The sequence below is a fragment of the Kitasatospora sp. NPDC054795 genome (assembly GCF_053611565.1).
In genome coordinates, this window is record NZ_JBSHAP010000029.1 from 38,528 (window position 1) to 63,151 (window position 24,624).

The 24,624-nt window shown below is 73.5% G+C and carries 21 protein-coding genes and 1 pseudogene; 10 read left to right on the plus strand and 12 right to left on the minus strand.

Features of this window, described 5'->3' with window-relative positions:
- Positions 1 to 118 precede the first annotated feature (118 nt).
- From ACWGJO_RS13500 to infC, 5 genes are all read right to left on the minus strand, one after another.
- Positions 119 to 1,222 (minus strand): ATP-binding protein, encoded by a 1,104-nt coding sequence (locus ACWGJO_RS13500; RefSeq protein WP_452183549.1) that lies wholly within the window; start codon positions 1,220 to 1,222, stop codon positions 119 to 121.
- 115 nt (positions 1,223 to 1,337) lie between these two features.
- Complete coding sequence (locus ACWGJO_RS13505) at positions 1,338 to 2,204, minus strand: TrmH family RNA methyltransferase (RefSeq protein ID WP_452183550.1); 867 nt, start codon at positions 2,202 to 2,204, stop codon at positions 1,338 to 1,340.
- A 98-nt stretch (positions 2,205 to 2,302) separates the two neighbouring features.
- Complete coding sequence (rplT, locus tag ACWGJO_RS13510; protein ID WP_030055649.1) at positions 2,303 to 2,698, minus strand: 50S ribosomal protein L20; 396 nt, start codon at positions 2,696 to 2,698, stop codon at positions 2,303 to 2,305.
- Positions 2,699 to 2,807: 109 nt separating this feature from the next.
- Positions 2,808 to 3,002, minus strand: coding sequence for a 50S ribosomal protein L35 (gene rpmI, locus ACWGJO_RS13515; protein WP_030055648.1), 195 nt, complete (start codon positions 3,000 to 3,002; stop codon positions 2,808 to 2,810).
- A 142-nt stretch (positions 3,003 to 3,144) separates the two neighbouring features.
- Complete coding sequence (infC, locus tag ACWGJO_RS13520; protein WP_452183568.1) at positions 3,145 to 3,903, minus strand: translation initiation factor IF-3; 759 nt, start codon at positions 3,901 to 3,903, stop codon at positions 3,145 to 3,147.
- A 475-nt stretch (positions 3,904 to 4,378) separates the two neighbouring features.
- On the opposite strand from infC, the gene ACWGJO_RS13525 reads away from it, so the two are divergent.
- Positions 4,379 to 4,795 carry a DUF1844 domain-containing protein gene (locus ACWGJO_RS13525; RefSeq protein ID WP_380352725.1) on the plus strand — a complete coding sequence of 139 codons (417 nt, stop codon included), beginning with the start codon at positions 4,379 to 4,381 and terminating at the stop codon, positions 4,793 to 4,795.
- Between the two features lie 57 nt (positions 4,796 to 4,852).
- Here ACWGJO_RS13525 and ACWGJO_RS13530 read toward each other — a convergent pair.
- Positions 4,853 to 5,617, minus strand: a pseudogene (locus ACWGJO_RS13530) (SseB family protein); the annotation flags it as partial.
- A 102-nt stretch (positions 5,618 to 5,719) separates the two neighbouring features.
- On the opposite strand from ACWGJO_RS13530, the gene ACWGJO_RS13535 reads away from it, so the two are divergent.
- The 3 genes from ACWGJO_RS13535 (at position 5,720) to ACWGJO_RS13545 (ending at position 8,581) form a co-directional block, all read left to right on the plus strand.
- Positions 5,720 to 6,943 (plus strand): amino acid deaminase/aldolase, encoded by a 1,224-nt coding sequence (locus tag ACWGJO_RS13535; RefSeq protein WP_452183551.1) that lies wholly within the window; start codon positions 5,720 to 5,722, stop codon positions 6,941 to 6,943.
- A gap of 62 nt (positions 6,944 to 7,005) precedes the next feature.
- Positions 7,006 to 7,422, plus strand: coding sequence for a hypothetical protein (locus tag ACWGJO_RS13540; RefSeq protein WP_380552978.1), 417 nt, complete (start codon positions 7,006 to 7,008; stop codon positions 7,420 to 7,422).
- Between the two features lie 244 nt (positions 7,423 to 7,666).
- Positions 7,667 to 8,581, plus strand: a complete 915-nt coding sequence (locus ACWGJO_RS13545; protein WP_452183552.1) for a lytic polysaccharide monooxygenase auxiliary activity family 9 protein — start codon at positions 7,667 to 7,669, stop codon at positions 8,579 to 8,581.
- Positions 8,582 to 8,716: 135 nt separating this feature from the next.
- On the opposite strand, the gene ACWGJO_RS13550 is transcribed toward ACWGJO_RS13545, so the two are convergent.
- The 4 genes from ACWGJO_RS13550 to ACWGJO_RS13565 all read right to left on the minus strand — a co-directional run bounded on the left by ACWGJO_RS13550 (position 8,717) and on the right by ACWGJO_RS13565 (position 13,549).
- Complete coding sequence (locus ACWGJO_RS13550) at positions 8,717 to 9,832, minus strand: DUF2510 domain-containing protein (protein ID WP_452183553.1); 1,116 nt, start codon at positions 9,830 to 9,832, stop codon at positions 8,717 to 8,719.
- 131 nt (positions 9,833 to 9,963) lie between these two features.
- Positions 9,964 to 10,764, minus strand: a complete 801-nt coding sequence (locus ACWGJO_RS13555) for a 3-oxoacyl-ACP reductase (protein ID WP_359905904.1) — start codon at positions 10,762 to 10,764, stop codon at positions 9,964 to 9,966.
- Between the two features lie 7 nt (positions 10,765 to 10,771).
- On the minus strand, positions 10,772 to 12,151 hold the full coding sequence (locus ACWGJO_RS13560; protein ID WP_452183554.1) for an aldehyde dehydrogenase family protein: 1,380 nt from the start codon (positions 12,149 to 12,151) through the stop codon (positions 10,772 to 10,774).
- A gap of 3 nt (positions 12,152 to 12,154) precedes the next feature.
- Positions 12,155 to 13,549, minus strand: a complete 1,395-nt coding sequence (locus tag ACWGJO_RS13565) for a glutamine synthetase family protein (protein WP_359905898.1) — start codon at positions 13,547 to 13,549, stop codon at positions 12,155 to 12,157.
- 165 nt (positions 13,550 to 13,714) lie between these two features.
- On the opposite strand from ACWGJO_RS13565, the gene ACWGJO_RS13570 reads away from it, so the two are divergent.
- The 5 genes from ACWGJO_RS13570 (at position 13,715) to ACWGJO_RS13590 (ending at position 17,972) form a co-directional block, all read left to right on the plus strand.
- Positions 13,715 to 14,443 (plus strand): gamma-glutamyl-gamma-aminobutyrate hydrolase family protein, encoded by a 729-nt coding sequence (locus ACWGJO_RS13570; RefSeq protein ID WP_452183555.1) that lies wholly within the window; start codon positions 13,715 to 13,717, stop codon positions 14,441 to 14,443.
- A 194-nt stretch (positions 14,444 to 14,637) separates the two neighbouring features.
- Positions 14,638 to 15,711 carry a cation diffusion facilitator family transporter gene (locus ACWGJO_RS13575; RefSeq protein ID WP_452183556.1) on the plus strand — a complete coding sequence of 358 codons (1,074 nt, stop codon included), beginning with the start codon at positions 14,638 to 14,640 and terminating at the stop codon, positions 15,709 to 15,711.
- Positions 15,712 to 15,770: 59 nt separating this feature from the next.
- Positions 15,771 to 16,673: a 5'-3' exonuclease gene (locus tag ACWGJO_RS13580; RefSeq protein WP_452183569.1), complete on the plus strand. Its 903-nt coding sequence runs from the start codon at positions 15,771 to 15,773 to the stop codon at positions 16,671 to 16,673.
- Positions 16,674 to 16,830: 157 nt separating this feature from the next.
- Positions 16,831 to 17,625, plus strand: a complete 795-nt coding sequence (locus ACWGJO_RS13585; protein WP_452183557.1) for a hypothetical protein — start codon at positions 16,831 to 16,833, stop codon at positions 17,623 to 17,625.
- Positions 17,622 to 17,972 (plus strand): winged helix-turn-helix domain-containing protein, encoded by a 351-nt coding sequence (locus tag ACWGJO_RS13590; protein WP_380544592.1) that lies wholly within the window; start codon positions 17,622 to 17,624, stop codon positions 17,970 to 17,972. The genes ACWGJO_RS13585 and ACWGJO_RS13590 overlap by 4 nt, the downstream gene beginning before the upstream one ends.
- Positions 17,973 to 18,127: 155 nt before the next feature.
- Here the strand turns inward: ACWGJO_RS13590 and ACWGJO_RS13595 are convergent, their stop codons facing one another.
- Both ACWGJO_RS13595 and ACWGJO_RS13600 read right to left on the minus strand, forming a co-directional pair.
- The gene (locus tag ACWGJO_RS13595) at positions 18,128 to 20,983 is read right to left on the minus strand and encodes a DEAD/DEAH box helicase (protein WP_452183570.1); all 2,856 of its coding nucleotides are present in this window, start codon (positions 20,981 to 20,983) and stop codon (positions 18,128 to 18,130) included.
- A gap of 182 nt (positions 20,984 to 21,165) precedes the next feature.
- Positions 21,166 to 22,338 carry an aminotransferase class V-fold PLP-dependent enzyme gene (locus ACWGJO_RS13600; RefSeq protein WP_452183558.1) on the minus strand — a complete coding sequence of 391 codons (1,173 nt, stop codon included), beginning with the start codon at positions 22,336 to 22,338 and terminating at the stop codon, positions 21,166 to 21,168.
- 149 nt (positions 22,339 to 22,487) lie between these two features.
- Here ACWGJO_RS13600 and ACWGJO_RS13605 point away from each other — a divergent pair, with 149 nt between their 5' ends.
- Positions 22,488 to 24,554 carry a prolyl oligopeptidase family serine peptidase gene (locus tag ACWGJO_RS13605; protein WP_452183559.1) on the plus strand — a complete coding sequence of 689 codons (2,067 nt, stop codon included), beginning with the start codon at positions 22,488 to 22,490 and terminating at the stop codon, positions 24,552 to 24,554.
- Positions 24,555 to 24,624: the final 70 nt, after the last annotated feature.

Sequence of the window (24,624 nt, forward strand, 5' to 3'; positions counted from 1 at the left end):
CGCTGCCGCGAAGCCCGTCCGGGGAGACGACGTCCGACCTGCTCGGGAACTCCGAGCATGCGGTGCGCCTGCCGTGCATGCTCCTTCAGAGCATGCCGTGCTCGTCGTTCATGCTCCTTCAGAGCATGAAGTCGGGCACCCCGGCGGGCAGGATAAATCGGAACCGGGCGCCGCCGCCGGGCGCGCGGTCGACGCGGATCGAGCCGCCGTGGGCCTCCACGATGCCCTTGACGATGTAGAGGCCCAGGCCCGTGCCGCCGCGCTTGGAGCCGCGCCAGAAGCGGGTGAAGACGCGGGGCATCGACTCCTCGGGGATGCCGCTGCCTTCGTCGCTCACGGTGACCGCTGTGCCTTCCACGATGCGGGGCGGGGTGCCGCCGCGCTCCCAGACGGGCGCCTCGACGACCTCCTTGGCCGGTGCCACCTCGATGGTGACAGTTCCCTCGCCGTGCCGCACCGCGTTTTCCAGCAGGTTGGCCAGCACCTGGTCGACCTTGTCCGGGTCGGCCCACAGGACGGTCAGCGGTTCGCCGATCCGGATGTCGAAGCGGTCCTCGGGGATGCCGGTGGCGACCTTGCGCTCGACGTGCCGGCGCACCGCCGCGGCCAGGTCGACCACCTGCTTGCGCAGCTCCAGCCGGCCGGAGTCGATCCGGGAGATGTCCAGCAGCTCGGCGATCAGCCGGGTGACCCGGTCGGCGTCCGCGTCCACGGTCTCCAGCATCAGCCGCTTCTGCCCGTCGGTGAACCGCTCCCACTTGGCCAGCAGCGTCGCCGTGAAGCCCTTGACGCTGGTCAGCGGGGAGCGCAGCTCGTGCGCCACGGTGGCGATCAGCTCGGCGTGGCTGCGCTCGGTGCGGCGCCGGGCCTCGGTGCCGCGCAGGGCGATCACCAGGCGCTCCAGCGGCCCGCCCGGCGCGCTGCGCACGTACCGGGCGGAGACCAGCACCTCGCGCCCCCCGGGCAGCAGCAGGTTGCGCTCCGGCTGACGGGTGCGGGTGGCCAGACCGCCGTACGGGTCGGTCAGCGGCCACCAGCGGCGGCCGTCCAGGTCCTCCAGCGGGAGGACGTCCTCCAGTCCGCTGCCGAGCGCGGCCTGCGGGAGCACGCCGGTGAGCCGGGCCGCGGCCCGGTTGAAGCAGACCACCCGGCCCAGCGCGTCGGCGACCACCAGGCCGTCCGGCAGGTCGTCCGGGTCGAGCTCGGGTCCGCTGCCGACCATGGGTTGCCTCCCCGATTACCCACCGTGCCGTTCCCCCCACCGAGGCAGACCCTAGCGCCTCCCAGGCCCGTGCAGTAGGGCTTGCCGCGTGGATCCTGACGCGCCCCCGGGTGCGTCAGGCGTTCGAACGGCAGCCGCCGGGCGAGCGCTGGGCGCGCGCGGAGGCGTACAGGCAGACCGCCGCCGCGGTGGCCAGGTTGAGGCTCTCGGCGTGACCGTGGATCGGGACGCGCACGACCTCGTCGGTGAGCGCGCGGGTCTCCTCCGGAAGCCCCCAGGCCTCGTTGCCGAACACCCATGCGCCGGGCGCCCCCAGGGTGCCCTCGTCGAGCTCCTGGTCCAGGTCGCGCTCCCCCGCGCCGTCCGCGGCGAGCACCCGGACGCCGGCCTCGCGCAGCCTGCCGACGGCCTCCTCGACCGGTACCCCGACCGCCACCGGCAGGTGGAACAGGCTGCCCACGGAGGCCCGGACGGCCTTCGGGTTGTAGAGGTCCACCGAGGCGTCGGTGAGCACCACGGCGTCCGCACCGGCCGCGTCGGCGGTGCGCAGCACCGTGCCGGCGTTCCCGGGGTCGCGCACGTGGGCGAGGATCGCGACCAGCTTCGGACGGGCCTTGAGCACCTCGGCGAACGGGGTGTCGATGAAGCGGCAGAGCGCCACGATGCCCTGCGGCGTCACCGTGTCGCAGATCTCGGCGATCACCTCGTCGGTGGCGGTCAGCACCGGCAGTCCCTCGACCAGGGCGGCCTCGACGATGCCGGCGTGCCGCTCGGCGGCCTCCGGGGTCGCGTAGACCTCGACCACGGCGTGCTCGCCGCTGCCCGGCAGCCTGCCGAAGGAGATGGCCTCCCGGACGGCCTGCGGGCCCTCGGCCAGGAAGCGGCGCTCCTTGGTGCGCTGGTTGCGCTTGGCCAGCCGGCGGGCGGCCACGACGCGCGGCGAGCGCAGGGAGGTCAGCAGGGGGGTGTCGGTGCTCGGCATGGTCTCGTTCTCCGGAGGCGCTGAAGGAGGGGGAAAAGCAGGACCGGACCCGCAGGCGAGCCTGCGGGTCCGGTCAGAGCTCAACCGATCTCGGAAGATCAGGCGGCGTCGGCGGCGGCCTTCGGGGCGTTCACGTCGGCCGGCAGCGCCTTCTGGGCGACCTCGACCAGGGAGGCGAACGCACCCGGGTCGTTGACGGCCAGGTCGGCCAGCATCTTGCGGTCGATCTCGACGCTGGCGGCCTTCAGGCCCTGCACGAAGCGGTTGTAGGTGATGCCGTTGGCACGGGCCGCAGCGTTGATGCGCTGGATCCACAGCTGACGGAAGTCGCCCTTGCGCTTCTTGCGGTCGTTGAAGTTGTAGACCAGCGAGTGGGTGACCTGCTCCTTGGCCTTGCGGTACAGGCGCGAACGCTGGCCACGGTAGCCGCTGGCGCGCTCCAGGATGACCCGGCGCTTCTTGTGGGCGTTGACTGCCCGCTTGACGCGTGCCACTTGATTACTCCTTGGGTTGGACCACGGACTACTTCACGTGGTCCGTCATTCGAATGGGTCGGGAAGGATCAGCTGCCCCGCTCGCGGCTCGCGCCGGGCGGGAGGGCGATCACTTGCCGAGAAGCTTCTTGATCTTCTTGGCGTCAGCGGGGGCCAGCTCGACAGTCCCGGCCAGCTTGCGGGTCAGCGTCGAGGGCTTGTGCTCCAGGAGGTGGCGGCGGCCGGCGCGCTCGCGCAGCACCTTGCCAGAGCCACTGATCTTGAAGCGCTTGCTGGCGCCACTGTGCGTCTTCTGCTTCGGCATTTCGCCGTATCTCCTCGTCAGTCCCGTCCGCGCCCGCGCGACGTGCGCCGCGCGGGCGTGAACTGGATGGATCTGCGGTGACCGGGCGGGCCGCCCCGTCACCCTGGGGGCCGGTCTCCCGGGCCTCCTGGCCGGTGAGGGCTCAGGCGCCCTGGGAGGCGGCCGGCTGCTCGACCGGAGCGTCGGCCTCGACGGCCGGCGCCTCGGCCGGGGCGTCCTGCGCCTCGGTCGCGGCATCCTCGACCTCGACGTCCTCGACGTCGACATCGAGGTCGGTCACGACGTCCTCGTCCTCGGTCTCCTCGGCGGCGTCGGAGCCGGCGGTGCGGCCCTGACGCTCGGCCTTGCGGGCGTCCGCGAGGGCGCGGGCCTCGGCCATCGCCTCGGTCTTCTTCTTGTGCGGGCCAAGGACCATGATCATGTTGCGGCCGTCCTGCTTGGGCGAGGACTCCACGAAGCCCAGGTCCTGGACGTCGTCGGCGAGCCGCTGAAGCAGACGGAAGCCCAGCTCGGGGCGGGACTGCTCACGACCGCGGAACATGATCGTGATCTTGACCTTGTCGCCCTGCTTGAGGAACCGGACGACGTGACCCTTCTTGGTGTCATAGTCGTGCGGGTCGATCTTCGGCCGGAGCTTCATCTCCTTGATGACCGTGTGCGCCTGGTTCTTGCGCGCCTCACGGGCCTTCATGGCCGACTCGTACTTGAACTTGCCGTAGTCCATGAGCTTGCACACCGGCGGCCGGGCGGTCGCCGCGACCTCGACCAGGTCGAGGTCGTACTCCTGCGCGAGCTCCAGCGCCTTGGCAAGCGGCACGATGCCGACCTGCTCGCCGCTGGGACCGACGAGTCGCACCTCGGGGACGCGAATCCGGTCGTTGATGCGGGGCTCGGTGCTGATGGGGCCTCCTCGGTTGCACCTTCTGCGATGCGGCCGTCGGACGGCGGTCGCACGTAGTGGACTCGACCACTGGGCGGGGCTTCATTCGTGCTGCGCTGTCCGGTACGTACACCGCCACACGAAAAAAGCCCCGCTCGGTACAAGCGGGGCTCCACACAACCGGGGGCAACACCCGGTGAGGGGCGCTGCGGCGACTCGGCGCCAGTGGCGCCCGTCGCGGACCGGGACCCGTCGACCCTGAGGCCGACCAGGTGGGAGACTTTCGCGGTTGCCCTCTCGGGCCTCCTCAGTGGAGCCTCCACTTGCTGGCCGAGTGCCCATACGGGATCCCGGCCGGTCAGTCTCGAAGCTTACAGCGTCGGGGGGGCGAACGCTATTCCGCCCCCTCGCGCGGCCTCCTCCCGGCGCCGGGAACGGCCGCCTCCCGGCGCGGATACGGCCGCGTCCTGGTACCGAAGGGGCCCTTGTACGCTCCATGGGTACGGACAGACCGACACGATGGAACGAGCCCACCTTGAGCAGCGAGCCCACCCAGAACCCCGGCGCGGACGACGACGCGATCGGCTTCGACGACCTCACCCGCGACATCGCCGAGGTCCCGGCCGTCGAGGTGATCACCACCGTCGCGGTGCACCTGATGAGCGCCGCCGCCGTCAAGTGCGGTCTCGCCGAGGGCGGCGACAAGGACAAGGACCTGGACGAGGCCCGCAAGCTGATCACCGCACTGGCCGGACTGGTCACCGCCGGCGCCCCGGAGATCAGCAACTTCCACGCCGCGCCGCTGCGCGACGGGCTGCGCTCGCTCCAGCTCGCCTTCCGCGAGGCCTCGATCGTCCCGGACGCCCCGGGCGCGGGCCCGGGCGAGAAGTTCACCGGGCCGGTCTACTCCTGAGACCGCTCGCGGGAGGTCCGGCACGCGCGTGCCGGACCTACCGCACAGACAAAGCCAGAAGAGCGGCAACCCCGGCAGCTCCGCGCTCGCCGGCAGCACCGCGAGGTCCAGCCCCCGGTCCAGCCGCACCCGCAGCAGCGGGTCCGCGGCCACCGCCCGCCCGACCCGCTGCGCGGCCGCCTGCAGGCCCGCCTGGTCCAGCGCCGGGTCGAACACCACCGCGAGCACCCCGTCCGATTCCTCCGAGCCCGCCAGCAGCCCGGTGACCACCTGCGGCTCCGCCGCCAGCAGCCCGCGGACCGCCTCGCGCACCTCCGGGTCCAGGGCCGGCGGCAGGAACGGACGGTTCTCCGCCAGCGCCCGCAGCCGGGCGCCGCTCAGCTGGAACGGCACCGGCCCGGCCGGGTCGATCAGCAGCGTGTCGGCCCGCTCCGAGAAGGCGACCATCGCGGCCTGCGGGGCCGCCGTCGGCGCCGGACGGGCGTCGGCGCGCCAGCGGGCCAGCGCCTCCAGCGACGTGAAGGCCGGCAGCGCGCGGCGCCCGTCCGGGGCCTCCAGCACCGGGACGGCCATGTCGCTGGTCTTCTCGTGCCGGTGCCCGTGCGCGTCCACCTCGACCTCGCCGAGGATCGCGACGATCGGGACCATCAGCCGGGTGGGGGTCAGCGCCGCCAGCACCTCCGACTCGGCCGCGCCGTCCTGCGACCAGCGCGCGAGGGCCTCGGTGAGCGCCGGGTCGGCGGTGCCGTCGTCGTCGGAGAAGCCGGGGTTCGGGATGCTCTTGCCGACGAACGCCGGGTTGGAGAAGTCTTTGCGGTCCACCCGCCCGACCCTATGCCACCGCGCGCGAGCGGCCCCATTTCCCCGCACGTTCCCCGTACGCGGGGCCTACCCACCGGTAGCGCGGTGTGGCACCCTGCGCCCATGGTGATCCTCGACGCACCCGCGACCGCTCCCGCCCCGGTCTCCGACCGCCTCCGGTACGACCGCGCCACCGCCCACCTGGACGGGCCGGTGGCCGTCGTGGACCTCGCCGCGTTCGACGCGAACGCCGCCGACCTGGTCCGCCGGGCGGGCGGCAAACCGATCCGGCTGGCCAGCAAGTCGATCCGCTGCCGGGCGCTGCTGGAGCGGGCGCTGGCCGTGGACGGCTTCCTCGGGGTGATGAGCTTCACCCTGGACGAGTCGCTCTGGCTGGCCCGCACCGGCGTCCGCGACATCCTGCTCGCCTACCCCTCCGCCGACCGGGCCGGCTTCGCCGATCTCACCGCCGACCCCGGGGCCGCCCGCGAGATCACCGTGGTGCTGGACGACCCGGCCCAGCTGGACCTGATCGACCGGGCCCGCGGCGGCGACGCCGAGGTGCGGGTCTGCCTGGAGCTGGACACCTCTCTGCACCTGCTCGGCGGCCGGGTCCGGGTGGGCGCCCGGCGCTCCCCGCTGCGCACCCCCGAGGACCTCGGCGCCTTCGCCGAGCTCGTCCAGCGCCGCCGGGGCTTCCGGGTGGTCGGCCTGATGGCGTACGAAGGGCACGTCGCCGGGGTGGGCGACCGGGTGCCCGGCCGGCCGGTGCGCTCCGGGCTGATCCGGCTGATGCAGGCCAAGGCCCGGGCCGAGCTGGCCGAGCGGCGCGCGGCGACGGTCCGGCGACTGCGACAGGTGGCCGACCTGGAGTTCGTCAACGGCGGCGGCACCGGCAGCGTGGAGTCCACCGTGGCCGAACGCGCCGTCACCGAGGTCGCGGCCGGCTCCGGGCTGTACCAGCCGCAGCTGTTCGACAACTACCGCACGTTCCGGGGCCGCCCGGCCGCGCTCTTCGGCCAGCCGGTGGTGCGCCGCCCCGGCGTCGGCGTGGTGACCGTCCTCGGCGGCGGCTACCCGGCCTCCGGCGCGGCCGGCCCGGACCGCTCGCCGGTGCCGTACCTGCCGGCCGGGCTGCGCTACGACCCGATGGAGGGCGCCGGGGAGGTGCAGACCCCGCTGCTCGGCTCCGCGGCGGACGACCTGCTGATCGGCGACCGGGTCTGGTTCCGGCACGCCAAGGCGGGTGAGCTGTGCGAACGCTTCGCCGAGCTGCACCTGATCGAGGACGACCGGGTGGTGCGGACGGTGCCGACGTACCGGGGCGAGGGCAGGACGTTCCTCTGACGCTTCGTCCGGCTCTGCCCTAACGTGGTACCGACACTGAAGCTGGAACCGGGAGGGGCCGCATGGATGCCGAGCTCGTGCAGGAGATGGTGAGGTCCGGAGCGGCCTCCGTGGCCGGCCTGATGGCCACGGCCGCCTGGAATCAGGCCGGTTCACGGATCGCCCGGCTGTTCGGGCGCGGCGAGCGGGACGAGGAGGCGAGCGCCGAGCTGGAGGTGATCCGCGCCGAGGTGCTGGAGGCCGACGGCGACCAGGAGGTCCTGGCCGACCAGGCCGCCGCCCTGCGCAACCGGCTGCGCACACTGTTCCGGACGGAGCCGCAGGCGGCCGAGGAACTCTTCGAGATCCTCGCGGAGTTCGCCCCCGGACGGTTCAACAAGGTGGGCGGGACGTACATCATCAACACCATCGACGGGAACTCGACCGTCAACAGCGACCTCGTGATCCAGGCCGGCATCATCCACGACATGCGGCGCTGACCTTTCCGGAGCCTTAACGGGGCCCGATGGAACGGCTAACCACGGCCGTCCGTCGGGCCTTTGCGCTGCTCGGGGGCCTACAGTCCGTCAACAAGCACAGTACGCGCGGCTATTGCCATCTGGTCCAGACCAATCCTACGCTCTGGCCGGGGGCCGTGCGCCGGGCCGGCGGCCCCCGAACGGGCAGGCGTGCCCGCTCCTCCCCCACACGTGCCCGGAACGACGGTCAAGGAGTCCCCACCCCATGTCCATCAAGCGCAATGCCCTGTCCGTCGGCGTGATCGGCGCCGCGCTCCTCGCGGTGGCCGGTGCCACCGCCGGCACCGCCAGCGCCCACGGCACGATGACCAACCCCGTCAGCCGGGTCGCCGCCTGCTACGCCGAGGGCCCCGAGCACCCGGTGTCCCAGGTCTGCAAGGACCTCGTCGCCGCGAGCGGCACCCAGCCGCTGTACGACTGGAACGAGGTCAACATCGCCAACGCCAACGGCAACCACCAGGCGCTGATCCCGGACGGCAAGCTCTGCTCGGCCAACCGCGACAAGTACGCGGCGCTGGACTGGCCGCGCACCGACTGGCCGGCCACCGCGGTGAAGGCCGGGTCCTTCACCTTCCAGTTCCGCACCACCGCGCCGCACGTCGGCACCCAGACCGTCTACATCACCAAGGCGGGCTACGACCCGACCAAGCCGCTGAAGTGGTCGGACCTCGACCAGACCCCGGTGGCCAAGGTGCAGGTCGACCGCAACGCGGTCAACGGGTCCTACACCTACTCCGGCACCCTGCCGCAGCGCACCGGCCGCCAGGTCCTCTACACGGTGTGGCAGCGCAGCGACAGCCCGGAGGCCTTCTACTCCTGCTCCGACGTCGACTTCGGCGCCTCCGCCACGGCCGTGTCGGCGCTCGCCGCCCAGGCCCCGGCCGCTCCCAGCGACGCCCAGATCGCGGCCGACGCGTCCAAGTCCACGGTCGCCCACCACGGCCACGGCGGGGACCCGGACTCCCCGGCCGGCCAGGTGGTCCCGACCGCCTCCGCGGCCGTGGGCGGCACCTCGGCCACCGGTCCGCTGCTGCTCGCGGGCGCTGCCGCGATCGGTGTCGGCTGGGCCGGCATGGTGCTCCGGCGCCGTCGCGTCGAGGCTGTTCGACGCGACTCCTGACGCCGGGCACGGGAGCCGGGCCGGCACACCCCCGTCCGGCCCGGCTCCCGTGGCACCACCCGTACGACGACGAACGGCGGCCCACCCGGAGGGTTCCCACCCGGGTGGGGCGCCGCCGTGTGAGGAGCGCGGTGCTCAGGTGGTGGTGCCCCCGACGCCGCCGTCCGCACCGGACCCGCCGGAGCCGGAGCCCGTCCCGGGCAGCCCGGGGATGCTCGGCAGCTTGCCCTTGTAGACGGAGATGCCCTGGACGACGGTGTCCATCACCGCGACGTCGGGCGACTTGTCGGCGATGTCGAAGCCGAAGTGCACCGAGACCAGCGACTTCCCGTCGGCGGACGGGAAGACCACGGTCTGCACGTAGCCGTTGTTGCCCTTGGGCGCGTCCACCTTCCAGCGGACCAGGTAGCCGTCCTGGCCGTTGACCTTCACGGCCTCGGACTTGAGCTCCTGGTGCCCGGTGACGTCGCCGTACGCGTCCTTGGCGGCCGTCGCGATGTCGGCCTTGGCCGCTGCCTGAGCGTCGGTGCCGCCGCCGCTGATCCGGCCGGTGTTCACGCCGCCGAGGGAGCAGCTGCTCTTGCCGTCCGCGCAGGTGTACGAGCCGACGCTGAGCGAGGCGTAGCCGTCCTGGGTGGTGCCGGCCTCCCAGCCGTCCGGGACCGGCAGGGTGAGCCGGTTGACCACGTCGATCGCCTTGTCGGCGTTCGGGCTGGTCCGGCCGCCCCCGTTCCCGCCCTTGCCGCCGTTTCCGCCCTTGCCGTTCCCGCTCCCGCCGTTGCCGCCGTTGCCGGGGTCCCCGAAGTCCGGGGCGCCGCCCCACGGGCCGTAGCCGCCCTGCGGGACCGGGCGGGCGCTGCGCGGGGCGCGGTCCCCGTGGCCGTCCGTCGCGAGGTAGGTGACCCCGGCGCCGACGCCCAGGCCGAGCAGGGCGGCCACGGTGGTCGCCAGCACCAGCTTGGAGGGCTTGCGCCGGGCCTTGCGCGGCGGCCCGCCGGGCGTGCCGTAGGCGGCGCCGAAGGGCGGTGGCTCCGGGTAGCGGACGGTCGGGCCGCTCTCCAGCACCTCGCCCTCCAGCACGGTGGGCTGCTCGGCCGCGCCCGGCGCAGGGGTGTCCGAGGCGGGGGCGTCCGAGGGTGCGGGCCGGGTGTCGGCCGTCCAGCCCTTGCCGTCCCACCACCGCTGCGGCCTCGGGTCGCTCGTGGTGTCCTTGGGATCCGGGTACCACCCGGCGGGAATCTGCTCGCTCACAGGAGAGAATCTAAAGGCAGCCGGATAAACGCGAAATCAGCGCAGCCGGGAATTCCCGCCGTTTTCGATGAGATTCCGGTGAGAACCCCGTCCGGCGCGGCCGGCGCGGCCGGGATTCCCACCGGCGGCGGCTACAGCGGGGTGACGTACGCCCCGGAGATGCCGCCGTCCACCAGGAACTCGCTCGCCGTGATGAAGGAGGAGTCGTCGCTGGCCAGGAAGGCCACCGCGGCGGCGATCTCCTCGGCCCGGGCGAACCGGCCGAGCGGGATGTGCACCAGCCGGCGGGCGGCCCGCTCCGGGTCCGCGGCGAACAGCTCGCGCAGCAGCGGGGTGTCGACCGGTCCGGGCGAGAGCGCGTTGACCCGGATGCCCTCCCGGGCGAACTGCACGCCCAGCTCGCGGGACATCGCCAGCACCCCGCCCTTGGAGGCGGTGTAGGAGATCTGCGAGGTGGCCGCGCCCATCCGGGCCACGAAGCTGGCGGTGTTGATGATCGAGCCGCGCCCGTGCCGGCGCATGTACGGCAGCGCGGCCTTGCAGCACAGGTAGACCGAGGTCAGGTTGACCTCCTGGACCCTGCGCCAGGCGTCCAGGCCGGTGGTCAGGATCGAGTCGTCCTCGGGCGGCGAGATGCCCGCGTTGTTGAACGCGACGTCCACGCTGCCGCAGGTCTCGTACGCCTCGTCGAACAGCGCCTCCACCATGTACGGGTCGGTGACGTCGGTGTGCACGAACAATCCGCCGACCTCCTTGGCGGCGGCCCGCCCGGTCTCCTCATCGAGGTCGGCGCAGACCACCTTCGCCCCCTCCGAGGCGAGCCGGCGGGCGGCGGCCAGGCCGATCCCGCTGCCCGCGCCGGTGACCACGGCGGTGCGGCCGACCAGCCGGCGGCAGACGGCCTCGTCCCGCGCGGCGTGCTTCTCGCTCATCGGGCTGTCACTCCTCGCTGTGGATGAAGACGTTCTTGGTCTCGGTGAAGTGGCGCAGCGCGTCCGGGCCCAGCTCACGGCCCACCCCGGACTCGCCGTAGCCGCCGAAGGGCGTCCAGTAGCGCACCGAGGAGTGCGAGTTGACCGACAGGTTGCCCGCCCGTACGCCGCGGGCCAGGCGCAGCGCCCGGCCGACGTCCCGGGTCCAGATCGAGCCGGCCAGGCCGTAGCGGGTGGCGTTGGCCAGGCGCAGCGCGTCGGCCTCGTCGGTGAACGGCAGGACGGCGGCGACCGGGCCGAAGATCTCCTCGGTGACGGCCGGGACCTGCGGGTCCTCGGGGCCGACGACCGTCGGCGGGTACCAGTAACCGGGCCCGTCCGGGACCTTGCCGCGGGCCAGCACCGGCAGGTCGGGGGTGAGGTAGGAGGCCACCCGGCGGACCTGGGCGGCCGAGATCAGCGGGCCGAGCTCCGTCTGCGGGTCGGTCGGGTCGCCGGTGCGCAGGCTCTCGACGGCGGGCAGCAGCAGGGCGAGGAAGTCCTCGTACACCTCGCGCTGGACCAGGATCCGGCTGCGGGCGCAGCAGTCCTGGCCGCTGTTGTCGGCGAAGGACATCGGGTCGGCGGCGCGGGCCAGGTCGGCGTCGGCGAAGACGATGCTGGGGCTCTTGCCGCCGAGTTCCAGGGTGACCCGCTTGGCGCGGGCGGCGCAGCGGGCGGCGACCTCCTTGCCGACGACGGTCGAGCCGGTGAAGACGATCTTACGGACGGCCGGGTGGTCCACCAGGGCCCGGCCGGTGGTGGTGCCCGCGCCGGGGACGACCTGGAACAGGCCCTCGGGCAGGCCCGCCGCAAGGCCGAGTTCGGCCAGCCGCAGAGCGGTCAGCGGGGTGGCCTCGGCGGGCTTGAGCAGGACGGCGTTGCCGGCCGCGAGGGCGGGGGCGAAGCCCCAGGCGGCGATCGGCATCGGGAAGTTCCACGGTGCGATCACCCCGACCACGCCGACCGGCTCGTGGAAGGTCACGTCCAGGCCGCCGGCCACCGGGATCTGCCGGCCGGTCAGCCGCTCCACTCCCCCGGCCGCGTACTCCAGCAGGTCCCGGACGTTGCCGGCTTCCCAGTGGGCGTTGGCCGGCAGGTGGCCGGCCTCCGCCACCTCCAGGGCGGCCAGCTCGGGGACGTGCGCCTCGACCTGGTCGGCGAACCGGCGCAGCAGCCGGGCGCGTTCGCCGGGGGCGAGCGCCGCCCAGCCGGCCTGGGCCGTCACCGCCAGCCGGACGGCCGCGTCCAGCCGTTCGGGGGCGGTGTCGGGGACGGTGGCGAGCACCTCGCCGGTGGCGGGATTGCGGACGGTGCTGCTCCCGGCGCTCGCGTCGGGCTCGGTCATGCGTCACATCCGTTCGAAGGATCGGTAGCGCTCCCAGTCGGTGACCGCCCCGTCGTAGGCGGCCTGCTCGACCCGGGCCATGTTCAGGTAGTGCTCGACCACGTCGTCGCCGAAGGCCTCGCGGGCCAGTGCGCTGTCCGCCCACAGCTCGGCCGCCTCGCGCAGCGATCCGGGCACCCGGACGTACTCCTCGACCGCGTAGGCGTTGCCGAGGCAGGGCGCGGGCAGGTCCAGCTTGCGCTGCAGCCCGTGCAGGCCGGCCGCGATCATCCCGGCCACCGCGAGGTACGGGTTGACGTCGCCGCCGGGCACCCGGTTCTCCATCCGCAGGCCGGGGCCGTGGCCGACCACCCGGTAGGCACAGGTGCGGTTGTCCCGGCCCCAGGCGACGGCGGTCGGGGCGAAGGAGCCGGGGCGGTAGCGCTTGTAGGAGTTGATGTTCGGCGCGTACAGGAGGCTGAACTCGCGCAGCGCGACCAGCTGGCCGGCCAGGAAGTACCGCATGGTGTCCGTCATCCGGCCGTCCCGGTCGGCGAAGGCGGGGGCGCCGACGGCGTCGCGCAGCGAGAGGTGGATGTGGCAGCTGTTGCCCTCGCGCTCGTCGTACTTGGCCATGAAGGTGAGCGCGCAGCCGAGCTGGGCGGCGATCTCCTTCGCGCCGGTCTTGTAGACGCTGTGCTGGTCGCAGGTGGTGAGGGCGTCGGTGTAGCGGAAGGCGATCTCGTGCTGGCCGAGGTTGCACTCGCCCTTGGCGGACTCCACCACCAGGCCGGCGCCGGCCATCTCGGTGCGGATCCGGGACAGCAGCGGCTCGACCCGGGCGGTGCCCAGCATCGAGTAGTCCACGTTGTAGAGGTTCGCCGGGGTCAGGCCGCGGTAGCCGCCCAGCCAGGCCTGCTCGTAGGTGTCGCGGAAAACCAGGAACTCCAGTTCGGTGCCGATGTCGGCGGCCAGGCCGTGCTCGGCGAGCCGGGCGATCTGGCGGCGCAGCAGCTGGCGCGGGGCGGCGTCCACCGGGTGGCCGCCGTGCCGGGCGAGGTCGGCGGTGACCTGGGCGGTGCCGGGCTGCCAGGGGGTCAGCCGCAGGGTGCCGAGGTCGGGGCGCATCGCGAAGTCGCCGTAGCCGGTGGCCCAGGAGGAGAAGGCGTAGCCGTCCACGGTGTTCAGGTCGACGTCGACGGCCAGCAGGTAGTCGCAGGCCTCGGCGCCGTGCTCGGCGACCTCGTCGAGGAAGAACCGGGCGGCGAAGCGCTTGCCCTGGAGGCGGCCCTGCATGTCGGTGAAGGCGAGCGCGACGGTGTGCACCTCGCCGGAGTCCACCAGGGTCCGCAGCCCGTCCAGGGTCAGCGGCGGGCGGGCCGGCGAGCCGGCGGCGGCCTGTTCGGGCAGTTCGGACATGCCGAACCCTCCTCCTCGATCACTCTTCGAGATCAAGCGGTCACAGCGAACCGTACGGCCTGCGACTCGCGGGGCGGAAGAGGGCGGGTGGGTGTCGGGTGTCCGTGGCGCGCCGACGCGCGTGGCTGACGGTGGATCAGGTGCCCCGGGGGGAGAATGCCCGCCATGGATCGCAGGCCTTTGATCGGCGTCAGCACCTACCTGGTGGACGCGAGTTGGAGCGATTGGCGGGGCCGCCGGGTGGCCCTGCTGCCCGAGCGGTACACCGCGCAGGTCCGGGACTCGGGCGGGATCGCGGTCCTGCTGCCGCCGGACGTCCCGGAGCGCGCCCCGGAGGTGCTGGCCCGGCTGGACGGCCTGGTGATCGCGGGCGGGCCGGACATCGACCCGGCGTACTACGGGCAGCCGGCCCATCCGGCGACCGAGATCGAGTCGCCGGAGCGGGATGCCTGGGAGGTCGCGCTGCTGCGGTCGGCGCTGGCGGCGGGCATGCCGCTGCTGGCGGTCTGCCGGGGCATGCAGATCCTGAACGTGGTGTGCGGCGGGACGCTGGTGCAGCACCTGCCGGACGTGGTGCCGGTGGACGTGCACGGCGGCTCGCCCGGGCTCTACGGCTCGCACCCGGTGCGGCCGGTGCCGGGGACGCTGCTGGGCGGGCTGCTGCCGGAGAGCGAGCTGGAGGTACCGACCTTCCACCACCAGGCCGTCGACCGGCTGGGGGCCGGCCTGCGGGTGAGCGCCCACGCGCCGGACGGGACGGTGGAGGCGGTGGAGGGTCCGGGGTTCACGCTCGGGGTGCAGTGGCATCCGGAGCAGGGGGAGGACCTGCGGCTGATGCGGGCCCTGGTCCGGGCGGCCACCGCGGCGGTCCTCGACTCGCTGGCGCTGGGGTAGCGCAACTGGGCATGAGGGAAAGGGAGTTCGGCCCGCCGGGCGGCTGCGGAGTGCGCCGGGTCCGGCCGCCCGGACGGGAACGACAACGGTCACCAGTACAACCTTTGGATCTTTGTCGATTCTGCGGTTCACTTCGGTTGCGGGGCGGTCGCGCCGCGCCCCCTTTCCCACCCGTGCGCCCAGAGAGGACCTTCATGGCCGGGCACGAGCATTCGCACGATGATCATGCGCATGACCACGAGCACTCGCCGTCGCACTCACACGGCTCCGGCGGGCACGGCCACGCGCATGGCCACGGCGGCCACTCGCACGGCGTAGCCGCCGACGCGGACCGCCGCTGGCTGCTCAGCGCCCTCGCCCTGATCGTCGTCTTCATGGCCGGCGAGGTCGTGGTCGGCTTCGCCGCCCAGTCCCTGGCCCTGATCTCGGACGCGGCCCACATGCTCACCGACGCCGCCTCGATCGTGCTCGCGCTGATCGCCATGCGGCTCGCCGCCCGCCCGGCCCGCGGCGGCTACACCTACGGCCTCAAGCGCGCCGAGATCCTCTCCGCGCAGGCCAACGGGGTCACCCTGCTGGTGCTGTCGGCCTGGCTGGGCTACGAGGCGATCACCCGGCTGCTCGAACCGCCGGAGGTCACCGGCTCACTGGTGCTGATCACCGCACTGGTCGGGATCGTGGTCAACCTCGCCGCCACCTGGTGCATGTCCAAGGCCAACCGCAGCTCGCTGAACGTCGAGGGCGCCTTCCAGCACGTACTGACCGACCTCTACGCCTTCATCGCCACCGCCGTCGCCGGTGCGATCGTACTGACCACCGGCTTCGCCCGGGCCGACTCGATCGCCTCGCTGATCGTCGTCGCGCTGATGCTCAAGGCCGGCATCGCGCTGGTCCGGGACTCCGGGCGGATCTTCCTGGAGGCCGCCCCGGCGGGGATCGACCCGGACGCGGTGGCCGACCGGATGGTCACCGAGCCGCTGGTCGAGGAGATCCACGACCTGCACATCTGGGAGATCACCTCCGGCCAGCCGGCCCTGTCCGCGCACATCCTGGTCACCCCGGGCGGCGACTGCCACGCGGTGCGGCGCTCCCTGCAGCGCCGGCTCTCGGAGGAGTACGGCATCACCCACTCCACCCTCCAGGTCGACCACGTCGGCGAGGACGAGGCGGGCGCGCTGCTGCAGATCACCACCCCGGCCGACTCCACCGTCGAGCACTGCGCCGACGCCCACGGCCCGGTCCACCGCGCCGGACCGCACGAGCACTGACAACACCCGTCCGTCACCGCGGTGCGGCATGATGCTGAGTCGTGACCGCACCGCGACTGATGCTGCTCGACTCCGCCAGCCTGTACTTCCGGGCCTACTTCGGCGTACCGGACACCCTGCGCTCGCCGCAGGGTGAGCCGGTCAACGCCGTCCGTGGGCTGCTGGACTTCATCGCCAGACTGGTCCACGACCACCGGCCCGACCAGTTGGTGGCCTGCATGGACGCCGACTGGCGCCCCCAGTGGCGGGTGGACCTCATCCCCTCCTACAAGACCCACCGGGTCGCCGAGGCGGCCGAGGACGGCGAGGAGGAGGTGCCCGACACGCTGGCCCCGCAGGTCCCGGTGATCGAGCAGGTGCTGGACGCGCTCGGCATCGCCCGGGTCGGCTCCCCCGACTACGAGGCGGACGACGTGATCGGCACCCTCACCGCCCGCGCCGCCGGGCCGGTGCAGATCGTCACCGGTGACCGCGACCTCTTCCAGCTGGTGGACGACGCCCGCGGGATCACGGTGCTCTACCCGGTCAAGGGCATGGGCAACCTCCAGGTCACCGACGACGCGCTGCTGCTGGAGAAGTACGGCGTGCGCGGCGCCCAGTACGCCGACATGGCCGCCCTGCGCGGAGACGCGTCGGACGGCCTGCCCGGCGTCAAGGGCATCGGCGAGAAGACCGCCGCCCAGCTGATCAACGAGTACGGCGACCTCGCGGCCATCCGCACCGCCGCCCTCGACCTCGGCTCCCGGCTCACCCCGGCCCGCCGCCGCAACATCGTGGAGGGCGCCGGCTACCTCGATGTCGCCCCCAAGGTCGTCCGCGTCGCCGACGACGCCCCGCTGCCGGACTTCGACCCGGCCCTCCCCCGCGAGCCGCTCTACCCGATGACGCTGGAGGAGCTCTCCGCCCGCTGGGGCCTCGGCACCTCCCTGGACCGCCTCCTGGAGGCCCTCGCCACCCGCTGAGCCCGAATCCTCTCAGGGGCCCGCACGGTCGACGCGAACGTGCGGGCCCCTCGGCGTTCCCGGAGTCCGCCGGCCCCAAGTTCCCTTGACGGCAGCTTACTTTGCAATGCAAAGTTCATGGCACAGCAAAGCGGTCGTGCGCGACAAGGGGTGGATCATGACGACAGAGCACCGGGCCGGCCCGGCCGAACTCCTCGCCGAGACGGAAGGGCTCCGGGCCCGGGCCCGGACCCGGCTGCGCGGCTCGGGGGTGCCGCTGCTCGGGTTCGGCCTGCTCGCCCTCGCCGCCGCGCCGATCTCCGGCCAGGCCTACAACTTCGGCGCCAACGGGCGGTCCGTCACGTCCTATCCGCTCTTCGCGTACTCCGAGCTCATCGGCCTCTGCGTCCCGCACGCACCGGACGCCCCCTGCCTCGCCGGCGAGTTCGACGGAGCCGTCCTCCGCTTCCTGGCCTGGGGCGTCTGGTACGCGCTGATCCCGCTCGCCTGGCTGGTACTGGCCCGCTGGTACCGGCGGCGCGGCGAGGCCCGCGGGATCGTCCCGCGCCGCGTCGGCCGGCTCGCCACCACGGTCGGCGCCGGCGTCCTGGTCGCCGCCGTGCTGGTAGCCCTGCTGTCCGTCCGCCGGGTGCCGTTCGTGCTCGACATGCTCGCGAACGCCTACGCCTCACCCTGGTACGCGGTCGGAGCCGGCCTGATCGTCCTCGGGCTGACCGAGCGCAGCCCCCTGGTGGCCTCCGCCGGACTCGTCCACACGGCACTGCTCACCGCCTACCTCGCGGCACCGTGGGAGAGCGGCTGGCTGCCGTGGCTCGACCGGGGCGACGGCGGCTGGGCCGACGGCCCGCAGCCGAAGGCCCTGCTGCTGGCGGCGGTCCTGCTGGCCGCCGGGCTGGCGCAGTGGACGGCGGCCCGCCGCGCACCGGGAGCATCCCGTACGGTCACCTCATGAGCGTTGCCGACGAAGCCGAGGAGCCGCACCCGACCCTGGTCCTGGACGACACCGTCCACCAGCGGGTCCGGCTGGGCATCCTGACCATCGCCCGCGAGGCCGACCGGGTCGAGTTCGGCTTCCTCAAGGAGCAATTGGGCGCCACCGACGGCAACCTGTCCCGCCACCTCAAGGTCCTGGAGGACTCCGGCCTCGTCGCCGTCGCCAAGGGCTACGTCGGACGCCGCCCCCGCACCTGGGTCTCCCTCACCGCCCGCGGCGCCGAAGCCCTGGACCGCGAACTGCGCGCCCTGCGCGAACTCGTCCGCCGCCTCGACGCCGCCGGGCCCCGACACCCCCGGACGTAGGAAGTCGGCCGGGCCGACTTCCTGCGCAATCCCACCCAAATTGATCCTTGGGGAGCCGCCGGGCCCATGGGGGGCGGCTCCCCGTTCCCTTCGTCACCGGGAAAGCGAGGGGCCCGCGCGCTCGGGTGAGCGGGCGGGCCCCTTCGGGTGTCCGGCTAGCCCACGGAGGAGTAGGCGATGATGCCGCGGCGGAGGCCGTCGACGGCCTTGCGGGCGGTGCGGCGGAGTTCGACGTCCTCGCCGGCGGCGTCCTGGATCTGGCCGAGGACGTCGATCAGCTGCTTGGTCCAGCGGACGAAGTCGCCGGCCGGCATGTCGGCGTCGCGCAGGACCTGGTCGAGGTTGTGGCCGAGCGCCCAGCGGTAGGAGACCCAGGCGAAGCCGAGGTCGGGCTCGCGCTGGCCGACGCCCTCCGCGGTGTTGATCCGGTGCTGCTCCTCCAGGGCGTCCAGGTGGCCCCAGATCCGGACCATCTTGCCGAGCGCCTCCTTGGCCGCGCCTTCCGGCACCCGGGGGGCGCCGGCGTCGTCGGACTGGCGGGCCTCGTACACCAGCGCCGAGGCGCAGGCGGCGAGTTCGGCGGCGGCCAGGCCGCTCCAGACGCCCTCGCGGATGCACTCGGAGGCGAGCAGGTCGAGCTCGCCGTACAGCCGGCCGAGGCGCTTGCCGTCGTCGGTGACGGTGTCTCCGCTGAGGTAGCCGAGGTCGGTGAGCAGTCCGCAGACCCGGTCGAAGGTGCGGGCGATGGTGTGGGTGCGCGAGCGCATCCGGCGTTCCAGCAGGTCGGTGTCGCGGTGCAGCCGGTGGTAGCGCTCGGCCCAGCGGGCGTGGTCCTCGCGGTCGGAGCAGCCGTGGCAGGGGTGCTGGCGCAGTTCGGTGCGCAGCCGGGTGATCTCCGGGTCGTCGGCGGCCGCCGCGCGGCCGCGCCGGAACCGCTCGGGCTCCAGGTGACCGGCCTTGGTGCGCAGGGCCGAGGCGAGGTCGCGCCGGGACTGCGGGCTGCGCGGGTTGAAGGACTTGGGGATGCGCAGCCGTTCGATCGCGACGACCGGGTGCGGGAAGTCGATCATGGCGAGCCGCTTGACCTGCCGCTCGGCGGTGAGCACCACCGGGCGGGGGCCGTCCTGGTAGTCGGGGTGGCGCGGGCCGCCCCGGCCGGAGCGGTTGACCGGCGGCAGGCCCGGGTCGAGGACCAGGGCGAGGCCGGCGAACTTGCCGGTGGGCACGTGGATGACGTCGCCCGGCTTGAGCTGCTCGATGGACTCGACGGCGGCCGCGCGGCGCTGGCTGCTGCCCTCGCGGGCCATCTCGTTCTCGCGGTCCTTGAGCTTGCGGCGCAGCTCCATGTACGCGTCGAAGTCGCCGAGGTGGCAGGTCATCGACTCGCGGTAGCCCTCCAGCCCCTCCTCGTTGCGCTGCACCTGGCGGGCGATGCCGACCACCGAGCGGTCCGCCTGGAACTGGGCGAAGGAGGTTTCCAGCAGCTCGCGCGAGCGGTGCCGGCCGAACTGGGAGACCAGGTTGACGGCCATGTTGTAGGAGGGCCGGAACGAGGACTTCAGCGGGTAGGTGCGGGTGCCGGCCAGGCCGGCCAGCGCCTCGGGGTCGAGGCCGCGCTGCCAGAGCACCACGGCATGGCCCTCGATGTCGATGCCGCGCCGCCCGGCCCGGCCGGTGAGCTGGGTGTACTCGCCGGGGGTGATGTCGGCGTGGGTCTCGCCGTTCCACTTGACGAGCTTCTCCATGACCACCGAGCGGGCGGGCATGTTGATGCCGAGCGCCAGGGTCTCGGTCGCGAAGACGGCCTTGACCAGGCCCTTCACGAAGAGCTCCTCGACGACCTCCTTGAACCGGGGCAGCATCCCGGCGTGGTGGGCGGCGATGCCGCGCTCCAGCCCGTCCAGCCACTCGAAGTAGCCGAGGACGTGCAGGTCCTCGTCGGGGATGTCGGCGCAGCGCTCCTCGACGATCGCCCGGACCCGGGCGCGGTCAGCGTCCTTGTTGAGCCGCAGGCCGGAGCTGAGGCACTGCTGGACGGCGGCCTCGCAGCCGGCCCGGCTGAAGATGAAGGTGATCGCGGGCAGCAGGCCCTCGGCGTCGAGCCGGTCGATGACGTCCACGCGGCTCGGCGTCCAGACCCGGCCCGGCCGGCCGTTGGGCATCGAGCGGCCCCGGCCGCGGCCGAAGCGGTCGCGCGGGTTGCGGTCGAGCTCGGAGCGGGCGAGCCGGACCAGCTCGGGGTTGACGGCCTTGCCGGGGTTCTTCGGGCTGTGCTTGGGGCGGCCGTCGCGGTCGGGGTCGGCGAACAGGTCGTACATCCGGTTGCCGGCCATCACGTGCTGCCACAGCGGCACGGGGCGGGTCTCGGAGACGATCACCTTGGTGCCGCCGCGCACGGTGTCCAGCCAGTCGCCGAACTCCTCGGCGTTGGAGACGGTCGCGGAGAGCGAGACGAGGGTGACCGACTCGGGGAGGTGGATGATGACCTCCTCCCAGACGGCGCCGCGGAGGCGGTCGGCGAGGTAGTGCACCTCGTCCATCACGACGTAGCCGAGGCCGTCGAGGGTGCTGGAGCCCGCGTAGAGCATGTTGCGCAGCACCTCGGTGGTCATCACCACCACGGGTGCGTCGCCGTTGACGGTGTTGTCGCCGGTGAGCAGGCCGACCTTGGCGGCACCGTAGCGCTTGACCAGGTCCCCGTACTTCTGGTTGGAGAGCGCCTTGATCGGCGTCGTGTAGAAGCACTTGCGGCCCGCGGCCAGGGCCAGGTGCACGGCGAACTCGCCGACGATGGTCTTCCCGGAGCCGGTGGGGGCGGCGACCAGGACGCCGGATCCGGCCTCCAGCGTCTCGCAGGCCTCCAGCTGGAAGTCGTCCAGCGGGAAGTCGTACAGCTGCTGGAAGCCGTACAGGGCGGTGGCCTGCTCCTTGGCCCGGCGACGGCTGGCCGCGTACGCCTCGGCGGGGCTGAGCTCCTGGTCGTCCTGGGGCTCTGGATCGGGGGTGTTCATCGCCGTCCGGGTGTGGTTGGTGTGATCTCGCATCTCAGCGAGAGGTTACCCGGGAGGAGTGACATCGATAGCACCGTTTTTCCGTGACCTGGACGACCTGGACGACCTGGACGACCTGGACGACCGGGACGACCGGCGGCTCGCCCCGGCCCCGGCCCCGGCCCCGGCTCCGGCTCCGGGGCTCAGCCCTTCAGCAGCTCCACCAGCCCGTCCGCCAGCCGCTCGTACTCCGCCGGCCGGTTGTACAGCTGCGCGCTGACCCGCAGCACCCCGCCGCCGGCCCACGGGCGGACGGCGATCCGGGTGCCGAGCCGGTGCCACACCTCGGCCATCAGCGCCTTCACCTGCGGCTCGGTCTCGCCGAACCCGTCCGGCAGCCGGACGGTGCTCATCCAGACCCCGGGGGTCGCGGGCAGCGGCGCCAGGCCGGCCCGCTCGGCGAGCACCCGGCGGCCGTACGCGGCGAGGGCGGTGTTGTGGGCGGCCACCTCCGCGTGGCCGAGGTCGCGCAGCAGCTGGAAGCCGGCCGGGGCGGCCAGCCAGGGGGTGTAGTCGCAGGTGCCGCGCCACTCCACGTTGCCCGGGAAGCCCTTGTCGTGCTCCCAGGACAGTGCCAGCGGGCGCACCCGGGCGGTCCACTCGGGGCGGACGGCGAGCACGCCCGTGGCGCGCGGGGCGAAGGCCCACTTGTGCAGGTTGCCGAACCAGAAGTCGGCGTTCGGATCGATCGGGGCGGGCAGCATGCCGGGGGCGTGGGCGCCGTCGACCACGGTGGTCACGCCGCGGGCGCGCAGGTCGGCGAGCAGGGCCGGGCCGGCCACCAGGCGGGCGGTGGGCGAGGTCAGCTGGTCCAGGATCGCGACGGTGGTGCGTCCGTCCACGGCGGCGAGCACCGCCTCCCGGACGGCCTGCTCGTCCGGGGCGTCCAGCGGCACCTCGACGACCGCCACGTCGGCGCCGGTCTCGGCGGCCTTGCGGACCGCGGCCCGGGTCACCGCGCCGTAGCCGTGGTCGGTGACCAGGATCCGGTCTCCAGGGGCGAACGGGATGCTGTCCAGGGCGATCGCGACCGCCTCGGTGACATTGGCGACCAGCGCGAGCCGGTCCGGGTCGGTGTCCAGCTCGGCGGCGAGAAGGGCGCGGGCGGCGGCGATCCGGGCGGGGAGGTCGGCGAAGAAGCCGTCCGGGTCCCGCTCGTGCTCGGTGCGCAGCCGCTCCTGCGCCCGCTGCACCGGGACGGGCACGGCGCCGAACGAGCCGTGGTTCAGGTGCGCGGTCTGCGGGGACACGCTGAACAGCCGGTCGGCGGCGGGCAGGGGGGCCGGGGGTTCGGCGGTCCGCAGGTCCTCGGTCACGGTTTCCTCCGCTGGCCGGCGCGCCGGTGGTCGGCGCGCCGGTGGCTCGACGTCTCGGCGGGCCGGTCGGCACCGGCACGCACTGATGTGTGACATTTCACATGACAGACTACTGGTCGGGGCCCACACCTCGCGACCACCATCGGGCCGTGACCAACACCGACGCCTTCCTTGCCCTCAGCGCCCGTACCGGCCGGTTCGCCTTCGGCGCGCCGCGTGCGTACACCCTCGCCGAGGACGGTACCCGGCTGCTGCTGCTCCGCTCCACCGGTCCGGAGGATCCGGTCGACCGCCTCCACCTGCTCGACACCGCGACCGGCGAGGAGCGCCTGGTCGCCGACCCGGCCGCGCTGCTGCCCGGCCGCACCGGCCGCCGCGACGACCTGCCCGTCGTCGAGCGCCGGCTGCGCGAGCGCACCCGGCTGGTCGCCACCGGCATCGGCACGTACGCCGCCACCGCCGACCTCACCACCGCCGTCTTCACCCTGGACGGCCGGCTGTTCCGCACCGACACCACCGCCGGCACCAGCGACGAACTCCCCGTCGCCGGGCCCGCGTTCGACCCCCGGCCGGACGCCACCGGGCAGCGCGTCGCCTACGTCGCCGAGGACGCCCTGTACGTCACCCCGGCCCTCGAACCGTTCTCCCCCGCCGACGGCGCCCGCTGGGGCGTCGCCGAATTCGCCGCCGCCGAGGAGCTCGGCCGCTCCCGCGGCCACTGGTGGCGCCCGGACGGCGGCGCGCTGCTGGCCGCCCGGGTGGACGAATCCGCCGTCCCCCGGCGCTACTTCGCCGACCCGGCGCACCCCGGCGAGGCCCCCGAGGACTTCGCCTACCCGCAGGCCGGCGGCCCCAACGCGGATGTCCAGCTCTGGGTGCTCGGCCTCGACGGCACCCGGGTCCGACTGCGGTGGGACGCCGAGGAGTTCCCGTACGTCTGCGCCGCCTCCTGGGCCTCCACCGAGGAGGTGCTGCTCACCGTCGCCGACCGCCTGCAGCAGAACGTGCTGCTGCTGAGCGCCGACCCGGCCACCGGCACGAGCACCGAACTCTCCCGCACCACCGACGAGTTCTGGGTGGACGACCTGCCCGGCACCCCCGCCCGGCTGGCCGACGGCCGGCTGCTCACCGTCCACGACACCCCGCAGACCCGCGGCCTCGCGCTGGACGGCAAGCCCCTGGACACCACCGGCCTGCAGATCCGCCGGGTCGTCGGCCGGCTGAACGGCCGACTGCTCTGCGAGACCGGCGAGGGCGACCCCTTCGACCAGTACGTCCACCTGGTCGACCCGGACGGCGGCGCCCCCGAGCCCCTCGCCTCCGGCCCCGGCACCCACACGGCCATCGCCGCCGCCGACACCCTGCTGCTCACCTCGGCCGGCCCGGAGGGCGTGCGGCGCGTCGTCAGCCGCGACGGCCACGAACTGCCGCTCACCGACCACAGCGCCGCGCTGCCCCACCGGGTGGAGCCGCGACTCGCCCGGGTCACCGGGCGCGCCCTGCCCAGCGCCGTGGTCTACCCGCGCGACCACGTCCCGGGCCGGCGGCTGCCCGTCCTGCTGGACGTCTACGGCGGGCCCGGATACCAGGCGGTGGCCAACGAGCCGCGCCGCTGGCAGCTCAAGCAGTGGTGGGCCGACCAGGGCTTCGCGGTGGTCACCGTCGACAACGGCGGCACCCCGTTCGTCTCCCCCGAGTTCACCCGCACCATCTTCCGCCGCTTCTCCCAGGTGGCGCTGGACGACCAGGTCGACGCCCTGCACGCGCTCGCCGAGCAGCACCCGGACCTCGACCTCGGCCGGGTGGGCGTGCGCGGCTGGTCCTACGGCGGCTACTTCGCGGCGCTCGCCGTCCTGCGCCGCCCGGACGTCTTCCACGCCGCCTGCGCGGGCGCCCCGCCCACCGACTTCCGGCTCTACGACACCGCGTACACCGAGCGCTACCTCGGTCTGCCGCAGGACAACCCCGAGGGCTACGCCGACGACTGCCTGATCACCGACGCGCCCGGCCTGGCCAGGCCGCTGCTGCTGATCCACGGGCTGGCCGACGACAACGTCCACCCCTCGCACACCCTGCTGCTCTCCCAGGCGCTCACCAGGGCCGGCCGCCCGCACAGCGTGCTGCCGCTGCCCGGGGCCACCCACATGACCCCGGGCGGGCTGATGGAGCAGCTGGCCGAGGCCGAACTCGCCTTCCTGCGGGCGTCCCTGGGGTAGTCCGTTGCACCGCCCGGGCCGGGCTGCGACACTCCGCACGATCGCCGCCCGGTCCGGGCGGGCCAGTGCG

Bases quoted from the DNA above. Each gene is read 5' to 3' on its own strand.
- ACWGJO_RS13595 (WP_452183570.1), bottom strand. From the start codon at position 20,983: ATGAACACCCCCGATCCAGAGCCCCAGGACGACCAGGAGCTCAGCCCC.
- ACWGJO_RS13505 (WP_452183550.1), bottom strand. From the start codon at position 2,204: ATGCCGAGCACCGACACCCCCCTGCTGACCTCCCTGCGCTCGCCGCGC.
- ACWGJO_RS13560 (WP_452183554.1), bottom strand. From the start codon at position 12,151: ATGACCGAGCCCGACGCGAGCGCCGGGAGCAGCACCGTCCGCAATCCC.
- ACWGJO_RS13540 (WP_380552978.1), top strand. From the start codon at position 7,006: ATGGATGCCGAGCTCGTGCAGGAGATGGTGAGGTCCGGAGCGGCCTCC.
- ACWGJO_RS13525 (WP_380352725.1), top strand. From the start codon at position 4,379: ATGGGTACGGACAGACCGACACGATGGAACGAGCCCACCTTGAGCAGC.
- ACWGJO_RS13500 (WP_452183549.1), bottom strand. From the start codon at position 1,222: ATGGTCGGCAGCGGACCCGAGCTCGACCCGGACGACCTGCCGGACGGC.
- ACWGJO_RS13545 (WP_452183552.1), top strand. From the start codon at position 7,667: ATGTCCATCAAGCGCAATGCCCTGTCCGTCGGCGTGATCGGCGCCGCG.
- ACWGJO_RS13575 (WP_452183556.1), top strand. From the start codon at position 14,638: ATGGCCGGGCACGAGCATTCGCACGATGATCATGCGCATGACCACGAG.
- ACWGJO_RS13590 (WP_380544592.1), top strand. From the start codon at position 17,622: ATGAGCGTTGCCGACGAAGCCGAGGAGCCGCACCCGACCCTGGTCCTG.
- ACWGJO_RS13570 (WP_452183555.1), top strand. From the start codon at position 13,715: ATGGATCGCAGGCCTTTGATCGGCGTCAGCACCTACCTGGTGGACGCG.
- rpmI (WP_030055648.1), bottom strand. From the start codon at position 3,002: ATGCCGAAGCAGAAGACGCACAGTGGCGCCAGCAAGCGCTTCAAGATC.
- ACWGJO_RS13585 (WP_452183557.1), top strand. From the start codon at position 16,831: ATGACGACAGAGCACCGGGCCGGCCCGGCCGAACTCCTCGCCGAGACG.
- ACWGJO_RS13580 (WP_452183569.1), top strand. From the start codon at position 15,771: ATGCTGCTCGACTCCGCCAGCCTGTACTTCCGGGCCTACTTCGGCGTA.
- ACWGJO_RS13535 (WP_452183551.1), top strand. From the start codon at position 5,720: ATGGTGATCCTCGACGCACCCGCGACCGCTCCCGCCCCGGTCTCCGAC.
- ACWGJO_RS13555 (WP_359905904.1), bottom strand. From the start codon at position 10,764: ATGAGCGAGAAGCACGCCGCGCGGGACGAGGCCGTCTGCCGCCGGCTG.
- ACWGJO_RS13565 (WP_359905898.1), bottom strand. From the start codon at position 13,549: ATGTCCGAACTGCCCGAACAGGCCGCCGCCGGCTCGCCGGCCCGCCCG.